The sequence below is a fragment of the Moorena sp. SIO4G3 genome (assembly GCF_010692305.1).
GTDB lineage: Bacteria > Cyanobacteriota > Cyanobacteriia > Cyanobacteriales > Coleofasciculaceae > Moorena > Moorena producens_A.
Genome location: NZ_JAAHIG010000001.1, coordinates 69,156 through 86,193, shown reverse-complemented (window position 1 = coordinate 86,193; position 17,038 = coordinate 69,156). Strand labels below are relative to the sequence as shown.

Annotated in this window: 16 protein-coding genes; 7 read left to right on the top strand and 9 right to left on the bottom strand. The window is 44.0% G+C overall.

The window, feature by feature from the left end; translation table 11 throughout:
* Positions 1-77: 77 nt before the first annotated feature.
* Positions 78-2,153, bottom strand: coding sequence for a DNA sulfur modification protein DndD (gene dndD, locus F6J99_RS00435; protein ID WP_365972332.1), 2,076 nt, complete (start codon positions 2,151-2,153; stop codon positions 78-80).
* 50 nt (positions 2,154-2,203) lie between these two features.
* On the opposite strand from dndD, the gene F6J99_RS00430 reads away from it, so the two are divergent.
* Positions 2,204-2,326, top strand: coding sequence for a hypothetical protein (locus F6J99_RS00430; RefSeq protein ID WP_293111226.1), 123 nt, complete (start codon positions 2,204-2,206; stop codon positions 2,324-2,326).
* Between the two features lie 35 nt (positions 2,327-2,361).
* On the opposite strand, the gene F6J99_RS00425 is transcribed toward F6J99_RS00430, so the two are convergent.
* Complete coding sequence (locus tag F6J99_RS00425; RefSeq protein ID WP_293111225.1) at positions 2,362-2,973, bottom strand: DUF924 family protein; 612 nt, start codon at positions 2,971-2,973, stop codon at positions 2,362-2,364.
* 358 nt (positions 2,974-3,331) lie between these two features.
* The gene (gene dndC, locus F6J99_RS00420; protein ID WP_293111224.1) at positions 3,332-4,882 is read right to left on the bottom strand and encodes a DNA phosphorothioation system sulfurtransferase DndC; all 1,551 of its coding nucleotides are present in this window, start codon (positions 4,880-4,882) and stop codon (positions 3,332-3,334) included.
* A gap of 449 nt (positions 4,883-5,331) precedes the next feature.
* Between dndC and F6J99_RS00415 the strand changes: the two genes are divergently transcribed.
* On the top strand, positions 5,332-6,933 hold the full coding sequence (locus F6J99_RS00415; RefSeq protein ID WP_293111223.1) for a DGQHR domain-containing protein: 1,602 nt from the start codon (positions 5,332-5,334) through the stop codon (positions 6,931-6,933).
* Between the two features lie 55 nt (positions 6,934-6,988).
* Here the strand turns inward: F6J99_RS00415 and F6J99_RS00410 are convergent, their stop codons facing one another.
* Positions 6,989-7,468: a DNA phosphorothioation-associated protein 4 gene (locus F6J99_RS00410; RefSeq protein ID WP_293111222.1), complete on the bottom strand. Its 480-nt coding sequence runs from the start codon at positions 7,466-7,468 to the stop codon at positions 6,989-6,991.
* Positions 7,469-8,170: 702 nt separating this feature from the next.
* On the opposite strand from F6J99_RS00410, the gene F6J99_RS00405 reads away from it, so the two are divergent.
* From F6J99_RS00405 to F6J99_RS00385, 5 genes are all read left to right on the top strand, one after another.
* Positions 8,171-8,317 carry a hypothetical protein gene (locus F6J99_RS00405; RefSeq protein WP_293111221.1) on the top strand — a complete coding sequence of 49 codons (147 nt, stop codon included), beginning with the start codon at positions 8,171-8,173 and terminating at the stop codon, positions 8,315-8,317.
* A gap of 411 nt (positions 8,318-8,728) precedes the next feature.
* Positions 8,729-9,208 (top strand): Rpn family recombination-promoting nuclease/putative transposase, encoded by a 480-nt coding sequence (locus F6J99_RS00400; RefSeq protein WP_365972327.1) that lies wholly within the window; start codon positions 8,729-8,731, stop codon positions 9,206-9,208.
* Positions 9,196-9,354: a hypothetical protein gene (locus F6J99_RS00395; protein WP_293111220.1), complete on the top strand. Its 159-nt coding sequence runs from the start codon at positions 9,196-9,198 to the stop codon at positions 9,352-9,354. Before F6J99_RS00400 ends, F6J99_RS00395 begins: the two co-directional genes overlap by 13 nt.
* A gap of 31 nt (positions 9,355-9,385) precedes the next feature.
* Positions 9,386-9,868: a DUF4351 domain-containing protein gene (locus tag F6J99_RS00390; protein WP_293111219.1), complete on the top strand. Its 483-nt coding sequence runs from the start codon at positions 9,386-9,388 to the stop codon at positions 9,866-9,868.
* Between the two features lie 28 nt (positions 9,869-9,896).
* Positions 9,897-10,355, top strand: coding sequence for a four helix bundle protein (locus F6J99_RS00385; RefSeq protein ID WP_293111218.1), 459 nt, complete (start codon positions 9,897-9,899; stop codon positions 10,353-10,355).
* Between the two features lie 489 nt (positions 10,356-10,844).
* Here the strand turns inward: F6J99_RS00385 and F6J99_RS00380 are convergent, their stop codons facing one another.
* The 5 genes from F6J99_RS00380 to F6J99_RS00360 all read right to left on the bottom strand — a co-directional run bounded on the left by F6J99_RS00380 (position 10,845) and on the right by F6J99_RS00360 (position 17,012).
* On the bottom strand, positions 10,845-12,470 hold the full coding sequence (locus tag F6J99_RS00380) for a DUF4157 domain-containing protein (protein WP_293111217.1): 1,626 nt from the start codon (positions 12,468-12,470) through the stop codon (positions 10,845-10,847).
* Positions 12,471-12,780: 310 nt separating this feature from the next.
* Complete coding sequence (locus tag F6J99_RS00375) at positions 12,781-13,047, bottom strand: hypothetical protein (RefSeq protein ID WP_293111216.1); 267 nt, start codon at positions 13,045-13,047, stop codon at positions 12,781-12,783.
* The gene (locus F6J99_RS00370) at positions 13,016-13,159 is read right to left on the bottom strand and encodes a hypothetical protein (protein ID WP_293111215.1); all 144 of its coding nucleotides are present in this window, start codon (positions 13,157-13,159) and stop codon (positions 13,016-13,018) included. The genes F6J99_RS00375 and F6J99_RS00370 overlap by 32 nt, the downstream gene beginning before the upstream one ends.
* Positions 13,160-13,463: 304 nt before the next feature.
* Positions 13,464-14,678 carry an RNA-guided endonuclease TnpB family protein gene (locus F6J99_RS00365; protein ID WP_293111214.1) on the bottom strand — a complete coding sequence of 405 codons (1,215 nt, stop codon included), beginning with the start codon at positions 14,676-14,678 and terminating at the stop codon, positions 13,464-13,466.
* Between the two features lie 837 nt (positions 14,679-15,515).
* Positions 15,516-17,012: a site-2 protease family protein gene (locus F6J99_RS00360; RefSeq protein ID WP_070391572.1), complete on the bottom strand. Its 1,497-nt coding sequence runs from the start codon at positions 17,010-17,012 to the stop codon at positions 15,516-15,518.
* Positions 17,013-17,038: the final 26 nt, after the last annotated feature.

Sequence of the window (17,038 nt, the reverse complement as noted above, 5' to 3'; positions counted from 1 at the left end):
CCTCTCCGGTACATTTTCAGAAGTGTCCTGTATTCTGTCGAATGGTCTCAAAATGAGTCCAAAAAGGATCTAATACTTTATTTATGATGTAGACAGTCTGACAAAATGAAAAAAATTCTATTTTCTATTTTTGATGAAAAATCACAAAAATCGTAAGGGGATACTAGGTTGCTGCGATGGGAGGAGTCCAATCGTCCGAGGGGGGTATCAATGGCTACGGGTAGATTACGTCCAGAAACACGGGCGAGTCCCCACAATAATGCGATCGCTAATAATTGCTTTTCCCCAGCGGATAGACGATGTTTCGGTACAAGTTTTCCTTGTAGGTCGTACAGGGATAAGCTGAAGCTGTTGGTGTCGATAGCAACTCGATGGACTAAGTCAGATTTATGGAGGAGATAGAGGAAGCATTCAGTTACCTCATGTTCTAATTTATTCAGTTTTCTGAGAGTTAACTGTTCCCGGAAAACCTTAAGGCTCTGTTGGACTCTCGCAGATGCGGCAAGCATATGCTGATCATTTTTGCGGTCGATAGTTTCTTCACCATACCTGGCTAAGTCTTTTTTGGTTTGTGCGATCGCATATCCTAATTTATCACAGCGGCGCTTGGCGATTTCGTAAGCTGCTTGAGCTTGAGCCAATTCCGTTTGTGCCTGTTTTAGTGCATCTTCGAGTTCTTGATAGGATTCAGGAGGAGCAGCTGTTGCTAGTTGTCGTTTAGTGGCATTAATATCTCCTTCCATATTTTTGCGCTTAGCTAATTGCTCTTCAGCTAATTGCTTTTGAGTTGGTTGGTAGTAAGTCAGTAGATTAGTTAGGGAATGAAACATTTCTTCCTCAGCTCCTAACCAAGCGTCTTGACCATCTCCAACCTCTTGCTCTATTTGTTGATTTTCTTTTTCCAAGAACACTTTAATTTTATCAAATTTTTTAGCAGGCAACTTCAGGGAATTCAATAAATCTACCAGACGTTGATCACGCTGTTGTAAAATATCTCTAGCTAGTTTGGCCTGTGATGCCTGCGATTCTTTTTCTGCTTGAGCTTGGGCTTGGTTGAGTAGGGGTTCAATTAACGATAGAGGCAAAATACCAGCTGCTAATTCCCTCATCTGTTCACGAATTTGTTCAGCTTTAGTATTGTAATGATTTAGTTGACTCTCTAGTTGGTTCCGTTGGGCTGCTATTTTACCACCATCACAGACAAATTTATCAAACGCTTGTTGCTGTTTTTCCCTGGTTTGTTCTAGCTGTTCTTGAATACTACATAACTCTTGTTTAGCTAGCTCATAGTCTGATTGTTGAGAGGAAAGCTTTTTTTCGATATCTTCTAAATTAGCAAGTTGCTGTTGATTCGCCATAGATTTGCGTTTGCGCGTCACTAAAATATCAAGGTCAATGGCTAAGCGGTCAGCAAGTTCTAGACCAAGTAATGATCGAATCGCTTCCACAACAACTGGGGGTGGTGCTTCCACTTCTGCTAGTTCTTTAACCTGTTCCCCATCAAAAAGAAATAAGTTTGATATTCCTAAGGGCAACAGATTTTCAATGTACTCGTCCCAGGTATTGGTTAGGGCAGAATCCAGCCAGTCTCCCTCTAAAATCCCTAAGTTATCCTTACCATCTTTCGGTTTTTTTGTCCAAGTGCGTACAATCCGATACTCCATAGGCTGGTCGTTATCGATATGTTCAAAAACTAATTCCACTCGGGTGTTGTCAATGGGTAAGGCATTGCGATTGACTGACTGAGTTAGAAAGTCGCTGTAACTCAAATTGCCACGGGTGGAACATTGAGCGCGGTGTCCATATAAAGCCAGACGAATCGCATCCATCATAGTGGTTTTACCGCCACCATTCATACCACCGACTAGAATAATAGGTCGAGAGTTATCATCCCTTTTTGGACAGAGATTGATCACCTGACGCCCCAGATAGGGGCCAAAGTTTTCTAGGACAAGTTCAAGGAAAATCACAGGATTTATCAAGTAGGAATTTGATAGGGAACAGGGAACAGGGAACAGGGAATCGGGAATCGGGAATCGGGAATCGGGAATCGGGAATCGGGAATCGGGAATCGGGAATCGGGAATCGGGAATCGGGAATCGGGAATCGGGAATCGGGAATCGGGAAAAGAGAAAAAAGTATGTGTACCTCATAACTATGATAAACGTTATATTTGCTGTTAATCGTTTACCGTTAAATCTCAATGATTAAGTACCTATATAAAAATAAACCTCACTATATTAACTTATATAAAGTTTGCAAAAGTATCTCTGCTCCCTGCTCCCTGCTCCCTGCTCCCTGCTCCCTATTTCAACAGTTAATTTGACTTTTGTCCGACTACTTAACTGTAAATAATTAACGCTAAAATGATGAACCGGGCAGCTTTATAAATTCCTCTTCTTCTGGAGTATTAACCCGACCAAGGATTTTATTGCGATGGGGAAAGCGACCAAAACGTTCAATCACTTCTAGATGACGATAGGCATAATTAATGGTACTGGCACTATCGGGATCATCTTTAAGAGTCGAGAATAATTCAACACAGTAGCGCTGATGTTCGAGATTTTCACTATGCTCAAATGGTAAGTAGATAAACCAACGCTGGACTGGTAACAGTTCTTTGTCAAAGCCTTGGTTAACAGCATACTGGGCAGTAGACAATGCTTTGGAATCAGTAGCAAAAGCTTGGGGTTGACCCCGAAACATATTGCGAGGAAACTGATCAAGTAAGATAATTAGCGCTAGGCAGCTATAGGGTGATGTTTGCCAGTTATCTAACTCACCAGCCGCCGCCTGTTGATAGATGTCGAGGAAACGCGATTGACCGAAGGTCACGCTACGCGAACGCATTTCTTGGTCAAAGTCTGGGTTCTTAGTAAACCAGACTTTTCGGGATTTGCCATAATCGGGTTCGTCCGGCTTACCAAACCAGAAATTTAATATCTGATGAAATCTATCCAAAGCCTGTATCATAAGTTATATCATGTCCGGTTGAATACTTATACTAAGCGCAAAAGCAAGGCAGAAGGCAGAAGGCAGAAGGCAGAAGTAAAAGAGTAAGAGGTGGTCTGAGAAGTCTCATTTGCAACATCTAAGCCCCCTAAATCCCCATCTGTAAAAAAGCGAAGCATCCGCTAATTCCCCCCAGAATTGGGGGGTTAGGGGGGCGGGGGACTTTTAGAAGTAAATTGACTCTTGTTCCCCCCAAAGTTGGGGGGCTAGGGGGGCAAAACTCAGTATAAAAAAACTTTTCAGATATCCTCTAAGGTTTCAAGGGATAAAGTTTTTTATAACTAATTATCCGAACCTGATATTACTCTAGTTTAAATGATTACGAATTTTTGACTGGAAATTTCAAGTTTGCCCAAGCCAGCTGCTTGACAGTGTCAACATCCCCTTCATCAGCAGCTGTTTTTAAATCTCGTTTCAAGTGAGCATTAGCGATCGCATCTTCTTTAGACCGAGAACTAGTATCAAAGCACCGCTCCAAAGCCTCATAGATACCAATACGACGAGACCTAGTCACATACTGGCGTTCTGTGTCTAGCAGTTTTGCCATTAGTTCGAGATGCATAGCATCATTGTCACAGATTTCTTCTAAGACCTGCCACTCATCACCACCAAGCAGACGGTTTTCAGCGCCAGGACGGATGTCTTTGAAGGGTTCGCCAGTAACTTCTTGATAAATACGGGGCAAACTGTCATCAAATTCGTGTTTTTCTTCTAGCCAGATGCGACGAATTTCACTAAGTTCCTCTTGACTAATTAACGTAATGTCCCGCATATTTTCTGGACAATTCTGACGAACGTCAGTTTCAACAGTAAGCAATTTTCTCAGCCAATACTCCCGTGCTTCTTTGGTATAAGGACCAGGAATTGGCTCAACAGAAATTTGTCCATCTAAATTCCGTTCATACAGTTGGACATTACCATTGCTACGTCTAAAATCTCGTCGCTCACGGTTTTCTCCAGGCTCCAACTCCTTGCGCAAATCCAGTAAAGGTTCCAGCCATTCTTTTTCTTCGTCATTATCAATCATCGCTGTCAGGGATTTATCCTGACTCACCAGTGTACAAACCCAGCAACCAAAACGAGAGCTACCACAACTAGGAGTAGAGGTATCCACAACTAATGGACATTCGTTATCAGCACTAGCCCCTCGATACATAGCAAATAGATCTTTATTGCTGTATTCCCAGGGATTTTGCCATTGCATGAGATAGAGCCAAACCTCATCATTTTGCCAATCTTCAATGGGGCTATAAACCAAAGAGTTTGGTAAATTCATATTAGGAGTTAGACGATCACGTACTCGCTTAGCTTCCATTTTTTTCATCCGTCTTGCCCGTTGTTGGCTTTCAGCTTTGCGAGTCCCTAAAACAACAATAGCTTCTCCACTCGATCGGATAACATTCCGAATAAAACGGTTAGACGGTTTAATTTTCAAACGTTCCGTACACCAGCGAAATTTTCCCCGTGGAGCTGGGTAACCTTTGCCAATTAAACTTACCCAGTAGGTTTCTTTAACCTCCGGTTGTAAGAGATGGGGTTCAAAGGGCAATCCTTGAGCTTCAGCCGCTAACTTAATCTGTTTTAGGGAATTGCGAACCCAAGCTGAAACAATGGGATTCTCTACTAAGGTGTCTGTAGTGATGACATAGATAGTCTTAGTTCGCTGTTCTGGTGGCAGAGCTGCGATCGCATTCCATACCAGCTGTAGAGTGGCGGTGCTATCCTTGCCACCACTATACCCTATCACCCAGGGAATTGCGTCTAAGCAGTACAACTGTTGAATTTCAGTGGTCAGAGCAGTGATATCTTCCACCAGCTTAGCCACAGTGCGGTTTTTTGGCTTATTTTCTGAGAGTTTTACCTGATTCATCTGACGTCACGGGAGTGGGGAAACCCCCTCTAGGCAAGAGCGGGGCGTTGACTCTCTGCTAAGACAAGGCTTGGCAGATTGGTCCTTTTTTCGAGCTTATCCCAAGTTTTGAAAAAAATTTCTTGACAGTGGATCTAACGTTTTTCTTCCTAAATTGGTATGATTGATAGTTTTACTCTATCGAACCACGAGTATAGGGAAATCAGCTAATTTGATTGTTAAAAACTTGTGCTAGTGTTAAAACTATTGGTTCTTCGGAACCTGGTGTGCTGGATAAAACCCTGTAGCCGTCATCTGTTAATTGATTGCGAGATTTGAAGTCAGTTTTGAGCAGTTTTAGCCTAAAACACCACGCAGCATAGGTTTCAGAGATTTTTTACATACTTCGTTCGGAAGAACCAAAATAGTTATCGATAGCTTCTACAACGCAGCATTATGGGTTTAAAACTATGGTGATCAAAACTGAAAATCATCCCAATGACCTCGCCAAGCAAATACTTGAACAAGAAAACCAAGATCGACAGGCGTTGGCGTTATTGCTCGATAGGCATCTGGCGAGAAACGATCAAATCTTGGTGCAGAAAACTCACATGGGCACTACAGAGGCATTTATTGGCTCAGTCACTCTGGAATGGTTAGCGATTCGCGTCCGCTACGCCTCCCAACTGCCGCTATTTCAACAAAAGTTTGATCAACAAACGAACAATATCGTCAGGGATGCCGATACCATCGAAGCGCTTCAGCAGCGTCCCCTTGATTGGTCACGTCAAGCTGCTCTGGCTCAATATCTAGCAGCCCGCAAAACTCACAAGTTTCCCCCAGTCCTAGTAGTGCTTAGCTCTGGGTGGGTAGATAATGCCCAAGCTGCTCAGTGGGATAAGAATCAACGCGCTCGGCAGTCGGCAGCTGAGTTCACCAGTTTAGATAAAGATCGCACAGTCGGACTGCTTGATGTTTCAGACCATGTTTCAATTTTTGCCTTAGACGGTCAGCATCGACTGATGGGAATCCAGGCTCTGATGGAATTGATTAAAATTGGTACGCTCCAGAAATATAGCAAAGGTAAAAAGCCAATCGGCTCCCTGATTACAGTTGATGACTTGATTGAGGAGTATCACATCTCGCCAGGTTATCTGCAAAGTCTAGCGACAGAAAAAATTGGTATTGAGTTTATTCCTGCTGTCGTTCAGGGAGAAACCCGTGAAGAAGCACGGCGACGGATCCGATCGATTTTTGCTCACGTCAACCTGATGGCAGTAAGGTTGAGCAAAGGACAATTAGCGTTGCTCAATGAAGACGATGGCTTCTCAATTGTTGCTAGAAAAATTGCCATGACTCATCCTCTGCTGAGGGAGATGGAAAATCGTAATCCTCGGGTTAATTGGGATAGCGCTACGGTTTCAGCTAAGTCAACAGTATTGACAACTTTACAAGCTCTCAAACATATATCTGAGCTGTATTTGGGCTACCAATTCTGTCACTGGAAACCTTGTGAGAAAGGTCTAATTCCCATGCGTCCTGAAGATGAAGAGCTAGAAATGGGAACTAAAACATTGACAGAGCTGTTCGACTATCTCGCTAGTTTACCCAGCTATCAAAAACTCGACCATGGAAAAGAAACACCACAGCTGCGTCGGTTTAACCATGAAAGGGGTGGAGGAGAAGGAAACATGCTATTCCGTCCAGTAGGACAAATCGCCCTCGTTCAAGCTTTGGCTATCCTAGTATGTCACCAGGATTTCTCCCTCAAAACTATCTTCGAGAAACTTCAAAAATACGATGGTTCGGGTGGCTTTAGTCAGATAGATCACCCACAATCCCCTTGGTACGGCATTTTGTATGACCCAAATCGAAAGCGAGTGCTAGTTTCTGGACGAGAGTTAGCCTCCAAAGTGATGTTATATCTTTTGGGTGGTGTGACAGAACGTATGGAACGTGCTCAACTGCGCATCGCTGTGGCTAATGCCAGGAGTGTTGGCAAAGATCAAGGGATTAGCTTTGAAGGTAAATTTGTGAAACTGAAGGAGGTAGGATTACCACCTCAATTATAACAGAATTAGTGACAGCGCCTACACTTCCCTATCGCGTAAGTGTAGGCGCTAGCTGTCACAAAAATCGACTCAAATCAAACTCCTGTTGCTCATTTTCTTTATATTCTTTCTTCTTATACCTATCATTATTTAAAATTAACAAAAGTCGCTCGGAATAGTCTACTGCTCCCCGCAACTCATGGCGCAAAATATCAAGCCCTCCATTGGCATACTCCTCAAAAATATAGATGCGTTTGTCCTCAGACTCTTTATCGATAGAGGAAAGAATTTTAGTATCCTTAATCTCAGCGATCGCAATTAACTTAATTACTACCTCATATCCCCTTGACACAAAAATTTCCAATCCAATCGGACCAGGCTCTCGTTTAGAAATTACCTTCAGGGGCGATCGCTTATTACGCTTTACTCCTAAAGCAGCTGCAAACACCATCACATCAGCATAAGTCTGAAACGGTCCAGTTTTTCCATCGGAAGCGGTTAGGTCTTTCACCAAAGCCGCCTTATCTTTAGCAACCCTGATTCTGTTTCCAGCCATTCTCTTGGTATCTACTTCTAATAAATCTTTAGCACAAGCCTAATCGCAAAAAGCTTAACGTGCGGCAGTCCTTTTATTATAGCAATTCTACGGTACAAAAAACTGTGTTAAAGGGAGCAGGGAGCAGGGAGCAGGGAGCAGGGAGCAGGGAGCAGGGAGCAGGGAGCAGGGAGCAGGGAGCAGGGAAGAGCTTACAAGGGGGCGTTGCTGATTCTGGGTATGGTTTCGCCCCCCTAGCCCCCCAATTCTGGGGGGAACAAAACTCTTAAGCGATGCATCGCTACGTATAAATTACTAAAAATATGTATCAAAATACACACTATTTTCCGTGATAATTCTCCCCATTTCCCGCTTTTCCCGATTCCCGTTCCCCTCCTGGGAGGGGTTAGGGGTGGGTTCCGATTCCCGTTCCCCTCCTGGGAGGGGTTAGGGGTGGGTTCCGATTCCCGACTCCCGACCCAAATGTAAAAAACCTACCCCTGTGAGGCAGGGAAGAGGGGGAAACTCACAATATTAACCACTCTCCCTACTCCCTCAAAAAAAAATTTGTTACAAAAATTTTTAAAATATGCTATAATATGCAAATTTTTGTGATATACTGAAATAGTGGACAAAATAAAATCCACGGGAAGAGCCAGCCTTAGAGTTTTCCAAGGCTGCAGGCTGGCTCTTGGTCCCCTTTACAGGAGATAACTTAATTTTATGTCTGATAGTCTACACCTATACCCAGCGATGCAGCGCGGTCTTGGGGGTTTCCCCCATGAGCGACTGCATCAAGACATGGGTGGTGGTTCGGTTGTTACGACCGAAGCCACCAGTTGTTTTCGCTCGGTTCGAGAACCCGGCTGAAGCTAAGGCCTATGTGCAGGTACTGAAACTGCTGATGCCTGGTGCCAAGTTTCTACTTTTTTTTGATTTCCGAGTAATTCCGTAGCACAGGCTTCGACCCTGTGAAATTTGGAATCGGGAGAGCGCTACCCTTAGCGTCAGAAGTTAGAAGTCCAGTAGGGTGCGTTAGGGGAGCCTTCATTTTTCGCCTCCTAGTCAGGGTTATGTTGCTGCCCGTAACGCACCACCGTGTCAAACAGCTTTTAGGAGATGTACCTTTGTCAGACACCCCACACCCCACAACCCACACCCCACACCTGAGGTCTTTGTTAAAAACCTACCCCTGTGAGAGGGGAGGGGGGGCAAAATTCAGTAGAAAAAAACTTTTCAGATATCCTCTAAAATAAATTTAGTCAAACAAACAAACCAACCATGGCTACCAGACATATACGCTTTGATTGGGCCATCAAAAGACTACTGCGTAATAAAGCCAATTATGTAGTCTTGGAAGGGTTTTTAAGCGAGTTATTACATACAGAAATCAAAATCCAAACTCTTCTCGAAAGGGTCGGCAATCAACAGACAGAGGAAGATAAAAGCAACCGTGTTGATATTCTTGCCGAAACCGAAAACTCCGAGTTAGTCCTGATCGAAGTGCAAAATAACTCCCAACTCGATTATTTTCATCGGATGCTCTACGGAGTTTCCCAGCTAGTCACGGAATATCTTGAACAAGGAGAAGAGTACGGCAAAATTAGGAAAATCTACTCAGTGAATATCGTCTACTTTAACCTCGGGAAGAGGATATCTGAAAAGTTTTTTTATACTGGATTTTGCCCCCCTAGCCCCCCAACTTTGGGGGGAAAAAGAGTCAATTTTATTCTAAAAGTCCCCCAAAATTGGGGGATTTAGGGGGCTTGGATGTAGCAAATGAGACTTCTCAGACAACCTCTAAGGAAGATGACTATATTTATCGTTTCCGCTCGGAGTTCATGGGAGTGAATCAAGGAGATATCCATCGAACCATCCCTAGCTCAAGAAAGAAAATATACGATTGAAAAAGTAGCAGATATCTTTCCAGAATACTACTTGCTGAAAGTAAAGAACTTTAAGGGGACAGCGAAAAACCACCTAGACGAATGGATCTATTATCTCAAAAACAGTGATATCAAGGAGGAATTTGAAGCCAAAGGCATGGTGGAAGCCAAGGAAACCCTAAGAGTCAATAATCTCTCAGACCAAGAAAGAGCAGCATACAAGCGTTATATGGATAACAAAAGTTACGAAGCCAGTATCTTGAGTACCCAAGAATTTGAGGCGCAATGGCAAATCGAACAGATTGAACAGGCAGAAATTCGAGGTAGGGAAGAAGGAAGACTAGAAGGATTGGAAGAAGGAAAAAGAAGCTTACTATTAGAACAGTTGGAGCGCCGTTTCCCAGAAATAGCATCACAACACAGAGCAGCTATCCTTGGGTTGAATTCCCAGGATTTAGATAATTTAGCAGAGGCCATGTGGGATTTTCAGACTAGCGCTGATTTGCTTCAGTGGCTACAGGAACATTCTATTTAGGGCTTGCTGAATAAGTCTGTACTCGGTGATGGTAGTCGGTGCTAAATTCAAAATTCAAAATTCAAAATTCAAAATTCGGTTTCAATTCAAAATTCAGAATTCAAAATTCAAAATGAATGAAGTAAGCCCAATTACGCACCGGACATTTGATTTTGCGGTACGGATTGTTAATCTTTGCAAGGCAATGGAAGAAAAGGTAGGGGTAGCTCGAACGCTTTCTAAACAACTCATTCGTTCGGGTACGTCTATTGGGGCTAATGGGTCGGAGTCCCAAGCTGCCCAGAGCACGGCTGATTTTGTTCATAAGTTGGAAATTGCACTCAAGGAAGCGAGAGAAACGCGATATTGGTTGCGTTTATTAATAGCTGTTGAATTATTTCCAGAAAGTCGTTTGCGTCCTCTTTTGACTGAATCAGAAGAACTGATTAAAATTATAGCATCGATTGTTGTTAAAACCAAACGCAATCGAGCCAATTCAAAATTATGAATTCATAGTTCAAAATTGCTCCGGTTTTTGAATTTATAATTTTGAATTTTGAATTGACAAATTGGTTTTCGCCACTGGGGTTATCGGTGGCTGGTAAAACCATAGAAAGGATGCTGGAGAAGGTAAGACGGCTTTACGAGCAAGGGGCGTCCAGTGGGCGCATTCTGTCTTATCTTCTCCTTTGGGGGCGTTGGGTGCGGACGGGTTTGGATGGGGTTTTTGGGGTTGGCGTACGGTCGGGTTTTGAGCGTTTGGTTTTTCCCTCTTTCGGTAGTCCGTGCGTATCGCGTTGGTAACGGACCCTACTAGTTCGGCGTACGCACTATTTCTTTTCTCTGTGTACGTTAAACTGCTCTCGCCTCTCTTTGCTTTCCGCCTCGGCTACCTCTCTGCACTATTGGGGATTGGGGGTTTCGAATTGCCGCCATTTCATTCGTTTTCTTTCTCCTTAGCTCCTCTTTCTTCCTTATGTTTTTTGCTTTCTTTCTCTCATTCCTCAACGTTCACACCTGATACCTCGGGGTATCCCCTTTCTGCTGACAACTGATATCTGACTTGATAGTACCCCTCATTAAGATTCTCGAACTTATATCCCTTTTGTTCCAGGTATTGTTTTATCACTAGTCTTGCTGCTATCGTTGCATCTCTCTCCGTGCCGGTACCTATATAAATATTGAATTGATTCTCTTTTCCTCCTATTTGTTTTACTTCCTCTCTCATTTGAGTCATAAATTGTTCTCCGTTTTCTGTCAAACGATTCGACGTATTATCGAACATATTTTTTGTGACAAAATGCCCACCGGCGGCTCCTATTACTTCGTCATTGTTACCTATTCCCTCGATTATCACTCCTATACATTCTAACAATCCCTTGACTTCTAGTAGTACTTTTCCTTTTTCAGGCTTCATTACCCTTCGGGGGGTACTGTCTCCAACTATTGTGTCCGTTCCTTGTTCCCTACTTTCATTTTCTACGACATTTATGACTTCGTAATTTATTATTTTATCGTTTTCATCTTTTTCCTTAGTAATCCAATAAATACGTGAATCTTCTTTTGCTTTTTCCAGGGTTCTTTCCGGGGTTTTACCTAAATCATTATTCCTTAATGCATCTTCAATGAATTTCTTCTCATCATCATCTATGTTTTCCAGATAACTATCTGTTATCTCTGTCTTCGCTTCTGTTTCTTCCTCTATTATGATCACCCTCTGGACTACCCCATTTTCTTTTCCTCTTTCTCCTATTGCTATTTCTTGTGATTCCTTCTTTCTTTCCGATGATTCGTACTTGGTATCCCTGAGGACATTGGATGGGTTATTTTCCTCTGCTCCCTTTTTTCGCCGGTGAGCGCTATTCTCTTTTCTTATTTTCTCTCCCATCACTTCTGCTTCTCTCTCCAACCCTTCTTCATCATTTACCTTTACCCCCCTCCTCATCTTTGTAGCTCTCACCCTTCCCTGCATTTGCTGCACCACATGCCACGCTTCATGACGCAAATGCCGCTCCTGTCCCGGTGCCACCTCTATCCCCAGACCTTGGGTATAAGCATGGGCATTGAGTTGCGCAGGTTTGGGGGAGTTGTAGTTCACCCGCACCCCTGAGAGGTCATAGCCTGACATGCTTTCTATCCCTTCCTTGAGTCTATCGGGCAGCCCAGTCTTGTTTTCAGGTTTCTTATATTCCTCCATGCGCTGGACTGGGGTTTCCCGTACGTCCCTTCCTCCTTCTCGTGGGGCATAGGGCATTCCCTTTGTACGGTGCTGTTGCACCTGCCCATGTCTTCCCATCGTCGGCGGATTCTCCACCTTATCCTCTCCTACTACCCATGGTGGGACTTTTCCTTGCATCCACTGTGATTCCGTTTCCTCTTCATGTCGATTGGGCTCTTTGGCTTTTGCCTGCCTAGGGTAAGGATTAGTTGAGTAATTCCATACTGGTTTCTGCGTCTTGTCGATTTGATTTGTTCCCACTACCCAATCAGGTGTTTTGTTTTGGGGTGTCTTCGGTAAAGCCGGTAGCTGTCGCACTCCACTTCTTTGGAGTATCCAGTCATCGGAACCCTTCTTCTGGGGGGACTCATTGCTTCGGCGCACATCATAGATTTTACGTGTCATGTTTTTACTTTCCTTTTTTCCTTTTGCAATTTATCTACTTGTGAGGTACAAATATCTGGGTTTTAGGGAGCAGGGAGCAGGGAGCAGGAAGCAGGGAAGAGGAACCCACCCCTAGGGCGTGTTTTCCTAGTTTTACGCCAGATATTAGATCCCCCCCAGCCCCCCTTAAAAAAGGGGGGAGCCTTTCTCCAAGTCCCCCTTTTTTAAGGGGGATAATGGGGGATCTCCGAGTTTTAAGACACGCCTTAACCCCATCCTGGAGTGGAAGGCAATAGCCAATAGTAAAACCATTCGGTGTACCTCATTTGCCCTATAAACTCTTTAATTGTTCGTAAATCGACTGAGCCACCATCTTCCCCACCTGTTCTGGACTTGTTTTCCCGTTTAATTCCAGGTCCACTTGCATACCAGGAATGCTAGTATCTTTTAGCCGATTTTGGGGCAAGCCCTTTTCTGTCAACAGGCGGGTTAATTCCGCTTCCACAGCACCTTGCCATACCCGACGCATACTGCGGGGTAAGTCAACCCCTTCCCCTATTACTATCTCATTTATCCTCAGATTTACGTTCATTTTCATCTTTTCCTGTTATTTTTTGAAGGGAGCAGGGAATCGGGAATCGGGAATCGGGAATCGGGAATCGGGAATCGGGAATCGGGAATCGGGAATCGGTAATCGGGAGGCGTTGCATAATTAAGGAATGAATGCGCGATCATTTGGTTTTATTTAAGCCCCCATTATCCCCCAATTCTGGGGGACTTGTCTTGATGCAGTCGCTCATGGGGGGGACCCCCAAGACCGCGCTGCCTCCCCAAGACCGCGCTGCATCGCTCTTTTTGTTTGGTTCCCCCCAGAATTGGGGGGCTAGGGGGGCAAAACCATACGCATAATCAGCAACGCCAGCAGGGAATTCGGAAGTCGGAAGTCGTAAAAAATCCTGTGTACCTCCTAACTATGATAAACGCTATAACTTGGAATGGTTGACACTCCCCGGTCTAAAGACGCGGGGATTCTTCGATCAACGACCCGACTTGCTGAACCTGGCCGGAACCAAGAACAGTAGAGGTCAGATCTCCCGAAGCGTTCATTGGATCTAAGATCCAGGTTCCGGTGTGCCCCACCGTACCTAAGGCTCTCTTCAGAATATTGATAGCGGCATTATGGTCACGATCTAACTTGCAACCACATTTGCAGACGTGAGTCCTAGTTGATAGTGACTTCTTAACCACTTCACCACACTCAGAACAGTTCTGGCTAGTATAGGCAGGATTCACCGCAACAGTGGCTCGACTAAATTTAGTGCCAAAATGCTCCAACCATTTCCTGAATTGATACCAACCTGCATCATTAATAGACTTGGCGAGACAGTGATTTTTAACTAAGTTTTTAACTCTTAAATCTTCATAGGCGACCAAGTCGTTAGACCGGATTACACGGCGCGCAAGTCTCTTTGCGTGCTCTTCGCGTTGCCTACTTATTTTAAGATGCTGTCTACCTAATTTATTAATGGCTTTCCTACGGTTGGATGAGCCTTTCTTTTTCCGGGAAACCCGGCGCTGATAAAACTTCAATCGCTTCTCCCCAGTCCTATAGAACCGGGGATTAGGTTCAGAATTTCCGTCAGAATCAGTGTAAAACTCTTTTAGACCTACATCTAATCCGACATTAGTCTTAGACGGTTCCAGTTCATGAAGTACGTCAACTGAGACGCAAAACTGGACATAGTAACCATCTGCTCTCTTGACTATCCGAACCCGTTTAATTTGCTTCTTATCGAAGCGCCATAAATCCCAAGTACCCTTAAGTTTGAGCTTTCCTATGCCTTTTTTGTCACTGAAGGTGATTGACTTCTTGTCAGGGGATAGTTTCCACCCTGACTGTTTGTACTCAACCGATCTACAGTGCTTTTGAAAACGGGGAAATCCTTTCTTTCCAGGTACTTTCTTTTTGCAGTTGTCAAAGAATCGAACAACTGATGACCATGCCCTTTCAGCGCTAGACTGGCGAGCCGTAGAGTTCAACTCATTAGCAAAAGGGAATTTTTTAGCAAGGACTGCACTGTATTTATTGAGGTCAAACTTGTTAACTCCTTTATTATCCATCCAGTACCTGAGGCAACTGTTGCGAATAAACTTTACAGTCCGGATAGCTTCATCAATAGCAGAATATTGATGCTTTCTTCCTTTGGCTTTGAACTCTAAAATAATCATCAGCTTCGACCTTAACCGCGACTATTTTAGTCTAGCACTACCAGACTAAAATGTCAAATCCTAGTTCAATATTCTTTCAAGGCGGCTAAAGCCGCTATTCGCTTTCATCCCCGCTCTAAAGAGACGGGGTTTTCAGCGGTTCGATCCTTTATAATTTTGAACTTTGAACTTTGAATTGTTTCAATTTTTAATTTTTAATTTTGAATTGTTTACCTATGGTTTTATTTAAGCCCCCTAAATCCCCCAATTCTGGGGGACTTGTCTTGATGCAAAGCGCGAGTGGGGGAAACCACGGCAGTCGCTCATGGGGGGAACCCCCAAGACCGCGCTGCCTTCCCAAGACCGCGCTGCATCGCTCTTTTTGTTTTGTTCCCCCCAGAATTGGGGGGCTAGGGTGTGTTTTCTTGCCTCGGAGATCCCCCTAAATCCCCCTTAAAAAAGGGGGACTTTGAGTATGGCTCCCCCCTTTTTTTAAGGGGGGCTGGGGGGGATCATAATCATGCGACAAACTTTGAAAACACGCCCTAGGGGGGCATGGGGCGAGCCTAGGAACTGAGACAGCAGGGGCAGATTGGGCAGACAAACGCATGGTAACTCATGAAACTCTCAGCTAACTTGTAAGCCTAGCATTTATTAGCTTTCATGAGAATGAAATAGCCCTGAGGGAGTAGGGAGTAGGGAGTAGGATAAAAATCCTGTCTACCTCATTACTATTACAACCACTTTATTCAATTGTTAATTGTTAATTTTTAACTGTTACTATCAAATTTACAATTAACAATTTTATAGTCTCAATTTTCACTACTCAATTTGAATTTTTAACGGGGCAGTATCTGACTAAATAGTTAACAATTGAGTGATTGTTCCTGGTACTGGCAAAATAATACTGACTAAAATCAACAATGCTATAATTCCGCACAAATCTCGCCAGTTGTCAAGTTCTGAAACATCATTAAGGGCTGGTTCATCTGCCACTGGCATGAATAAAAGAATAATTGCCCACAGGAGTAATTCTGGCTGGATAAATACTAGGAGCATCATTAACAGCCGGGTAATTTGACCAATGGTCATACCAGTTCTTTGACCCAACATGGCATGGACGATATGCCCACCATCCAGTTGTCCCACTGGCATTAAATTAAAAGCAGTAACAACTAAACCGACATAACCAGCGACTGCCACAGGATGAAGGTTAATGGCTGTGTTCGAGACAAATTCACTGCCCAATGCCCATTTACTTAGTAAGCTTAGCAAAAGGGAAAATCGGGGATTGAGGGATTCTAGGTTCAAGATTCCTGAAGAGTCAGACAACGGCACTACAGTGGAATGGGCTAATCCCCACATTAGGATTGGTAGGGTAACCACGAAGCCAACTAGTGGACCAGCAATGCCTATATCAAATAAGGCTTTACGGTTAGGAACAGGAGACCGTATATGAATAAATGCTCCCAATGTTCCCAAGAATAAAAAGGGTATCGGGATAAAGTACGGCAGAGTTGTACGCACCTTGTAAACCATTGCGGCAAAATAATGACCGAGTTCATGAATGCTGAGAATTGCCATTAAGGCCACGGCATAGGGCAATCCTTGCAGTAAAAGCGCTGGGTCAGTAAGGGGATTTTCCGACACCCCAGCTATCTGAGTTCCCATCCAGGTGGTGGTAAACAAGGTAATCACCATCAGCCCCAATGCTAAACCAGGTCGCGTTAATGATTGAGACCCCCTGTAAGGTTTGGTTGATTTTTTGGTATTGGGCACTAGAGCAAAAAAGGGTTTGCCGCTAAAGCTTTCTTGAAAGACTACGAAAAAGCGATCGCCAAACTCGGCTTCTATATTTGACCGCACGGTACGGTAGGCTTGCTCTGGGTTAGTGCGCAGTTTGCCGCGACACAACACCACTTGAGGTCGGTACTCAATATTCTGGAGATAGTAGATTCCCCAGGGAAAACAATTTCTGAGGTCTTTTTCTTCTTCTTTAGTTATAGGACGAAGGCTTGACTTTTCAGTTGCCGATGAAATTTTGGCGACCGGGTCTGAGGTAGTTGTTTTAGTAGGATTCTCTTTGGTCATGGTTGAATTGGGATCTGAGCGTCCCCATTGAATCAGCAGCCAGTACAATGGCAAGCAAATGACAAATGGACCGAGCAATAGGGCTGGTGGTATTGGTGTGTTCTCACCATTGAACAGAGTCCAACCAATCCAGACTAGTGGTGGAGTCATCATTACCAGCCACAGTAACCAGACTGGTGTCCGAGTGAGGCTAGCAACGCTTCGCTGGATAACGAAGTAAGTGATCACAGCGAGTAAAATAAATGGGAGTAGCCAGAGTTCCATGATGAAAGATCACACCGTCTACTAAA

Coding starts and splice junctions, on each gene's coding strand:
- F6J99_RS00405 (WP_293111221.1), top strand. CDS start 8,171: ATGTCTGATAGTCTACACCTATACCCAGCGATGCAGCGCGGTCTTGGG.
- F6J99_RS00400 (WP_365972327.1), top strand. CDS start 8,729: ATGGCTACCAGACATATACGCTTTGATTGGGCCATCAAAAGACTACTG.
- F6J99_RS00385 (WP_293111218.1), top strand. CDS start 9,897: ATGGTAGTCGGTGCTAAATTCAAAATTCAAAATTCAAAATTCAAAATT.
- dndC (WP_293111224.1), bottom strand. CDS start 4,882: ATGAATCAGGTAAAACTCTCAGAAAATAAGCCAAAAAACCGCACTGTG.
- F6J99_RS00430 (WP_293111226.1), top strand. CDS start 2,204: ATGATTAAGTACCTATATAAAAATAAACCTCACTATATTAACTTATAT.
- F6J99_RS00370 (WP_293111215.1), bottom strand. CDS start 13,159: ATGCAACGCCTCCCGATTACCGATTCCCGATTCCCGATTCCCGATTCC.
- F6J99_RS00380 (WP_293111217.1), bottom strand. CDS start 12,470: ATGACACGTAAAATCTATGATGTGCGCCGAAGCAATGAGTCCCCCCAG.
- F6J99_RS00425 (WP_293111225.1), bottom strand. CDS start 2,973: ATGATACAGGCTTTGGATAGATTTCATCAGATATTAAATTTCTGGTTT.
- F6J99_RS00410 (WP_293111222.1), bottom strand. CDS start 7,468: ATGGCTGGAAACAGAATCAGGGTTGCTAAAGATAAGGCGGCTTTGGTG.
- F6J99_RS00375 (WP_293111216.1), bottom strand. CDS start 13,047: ATGAAAATGAACGTAAATCTGAGGATAAATGAGATAGTAATAGGGGAA.
- F6J99_RS00365 (WP_293111214.1), bottom strand. CDS start 14,678: ATGATTATTTTAGAGTTCAAAGCCAAAGGAAGAAAGCATCAATATTCT.
- F6J99_RS00415 (WP_293111223.1), top strand. CDS start 5,332: ATGGTGATCAAAACTGAAAATCATCCCAATGACCTCGCCAAGCAAATA.
- dndD (WP_365972332.1), bottom strand. CDS start 2,153: ATGAGGTACACATACTTTTTTCTCTTTTCCCGATTCCCGATTCCCGAT.
- F6J99_RS00360 (WP_070391572.1), bottom strand. CDS start 17,012: ATGGAACTCTGGCTACTCCCATTTATTTTACTCGCTGTGATCACTTAC.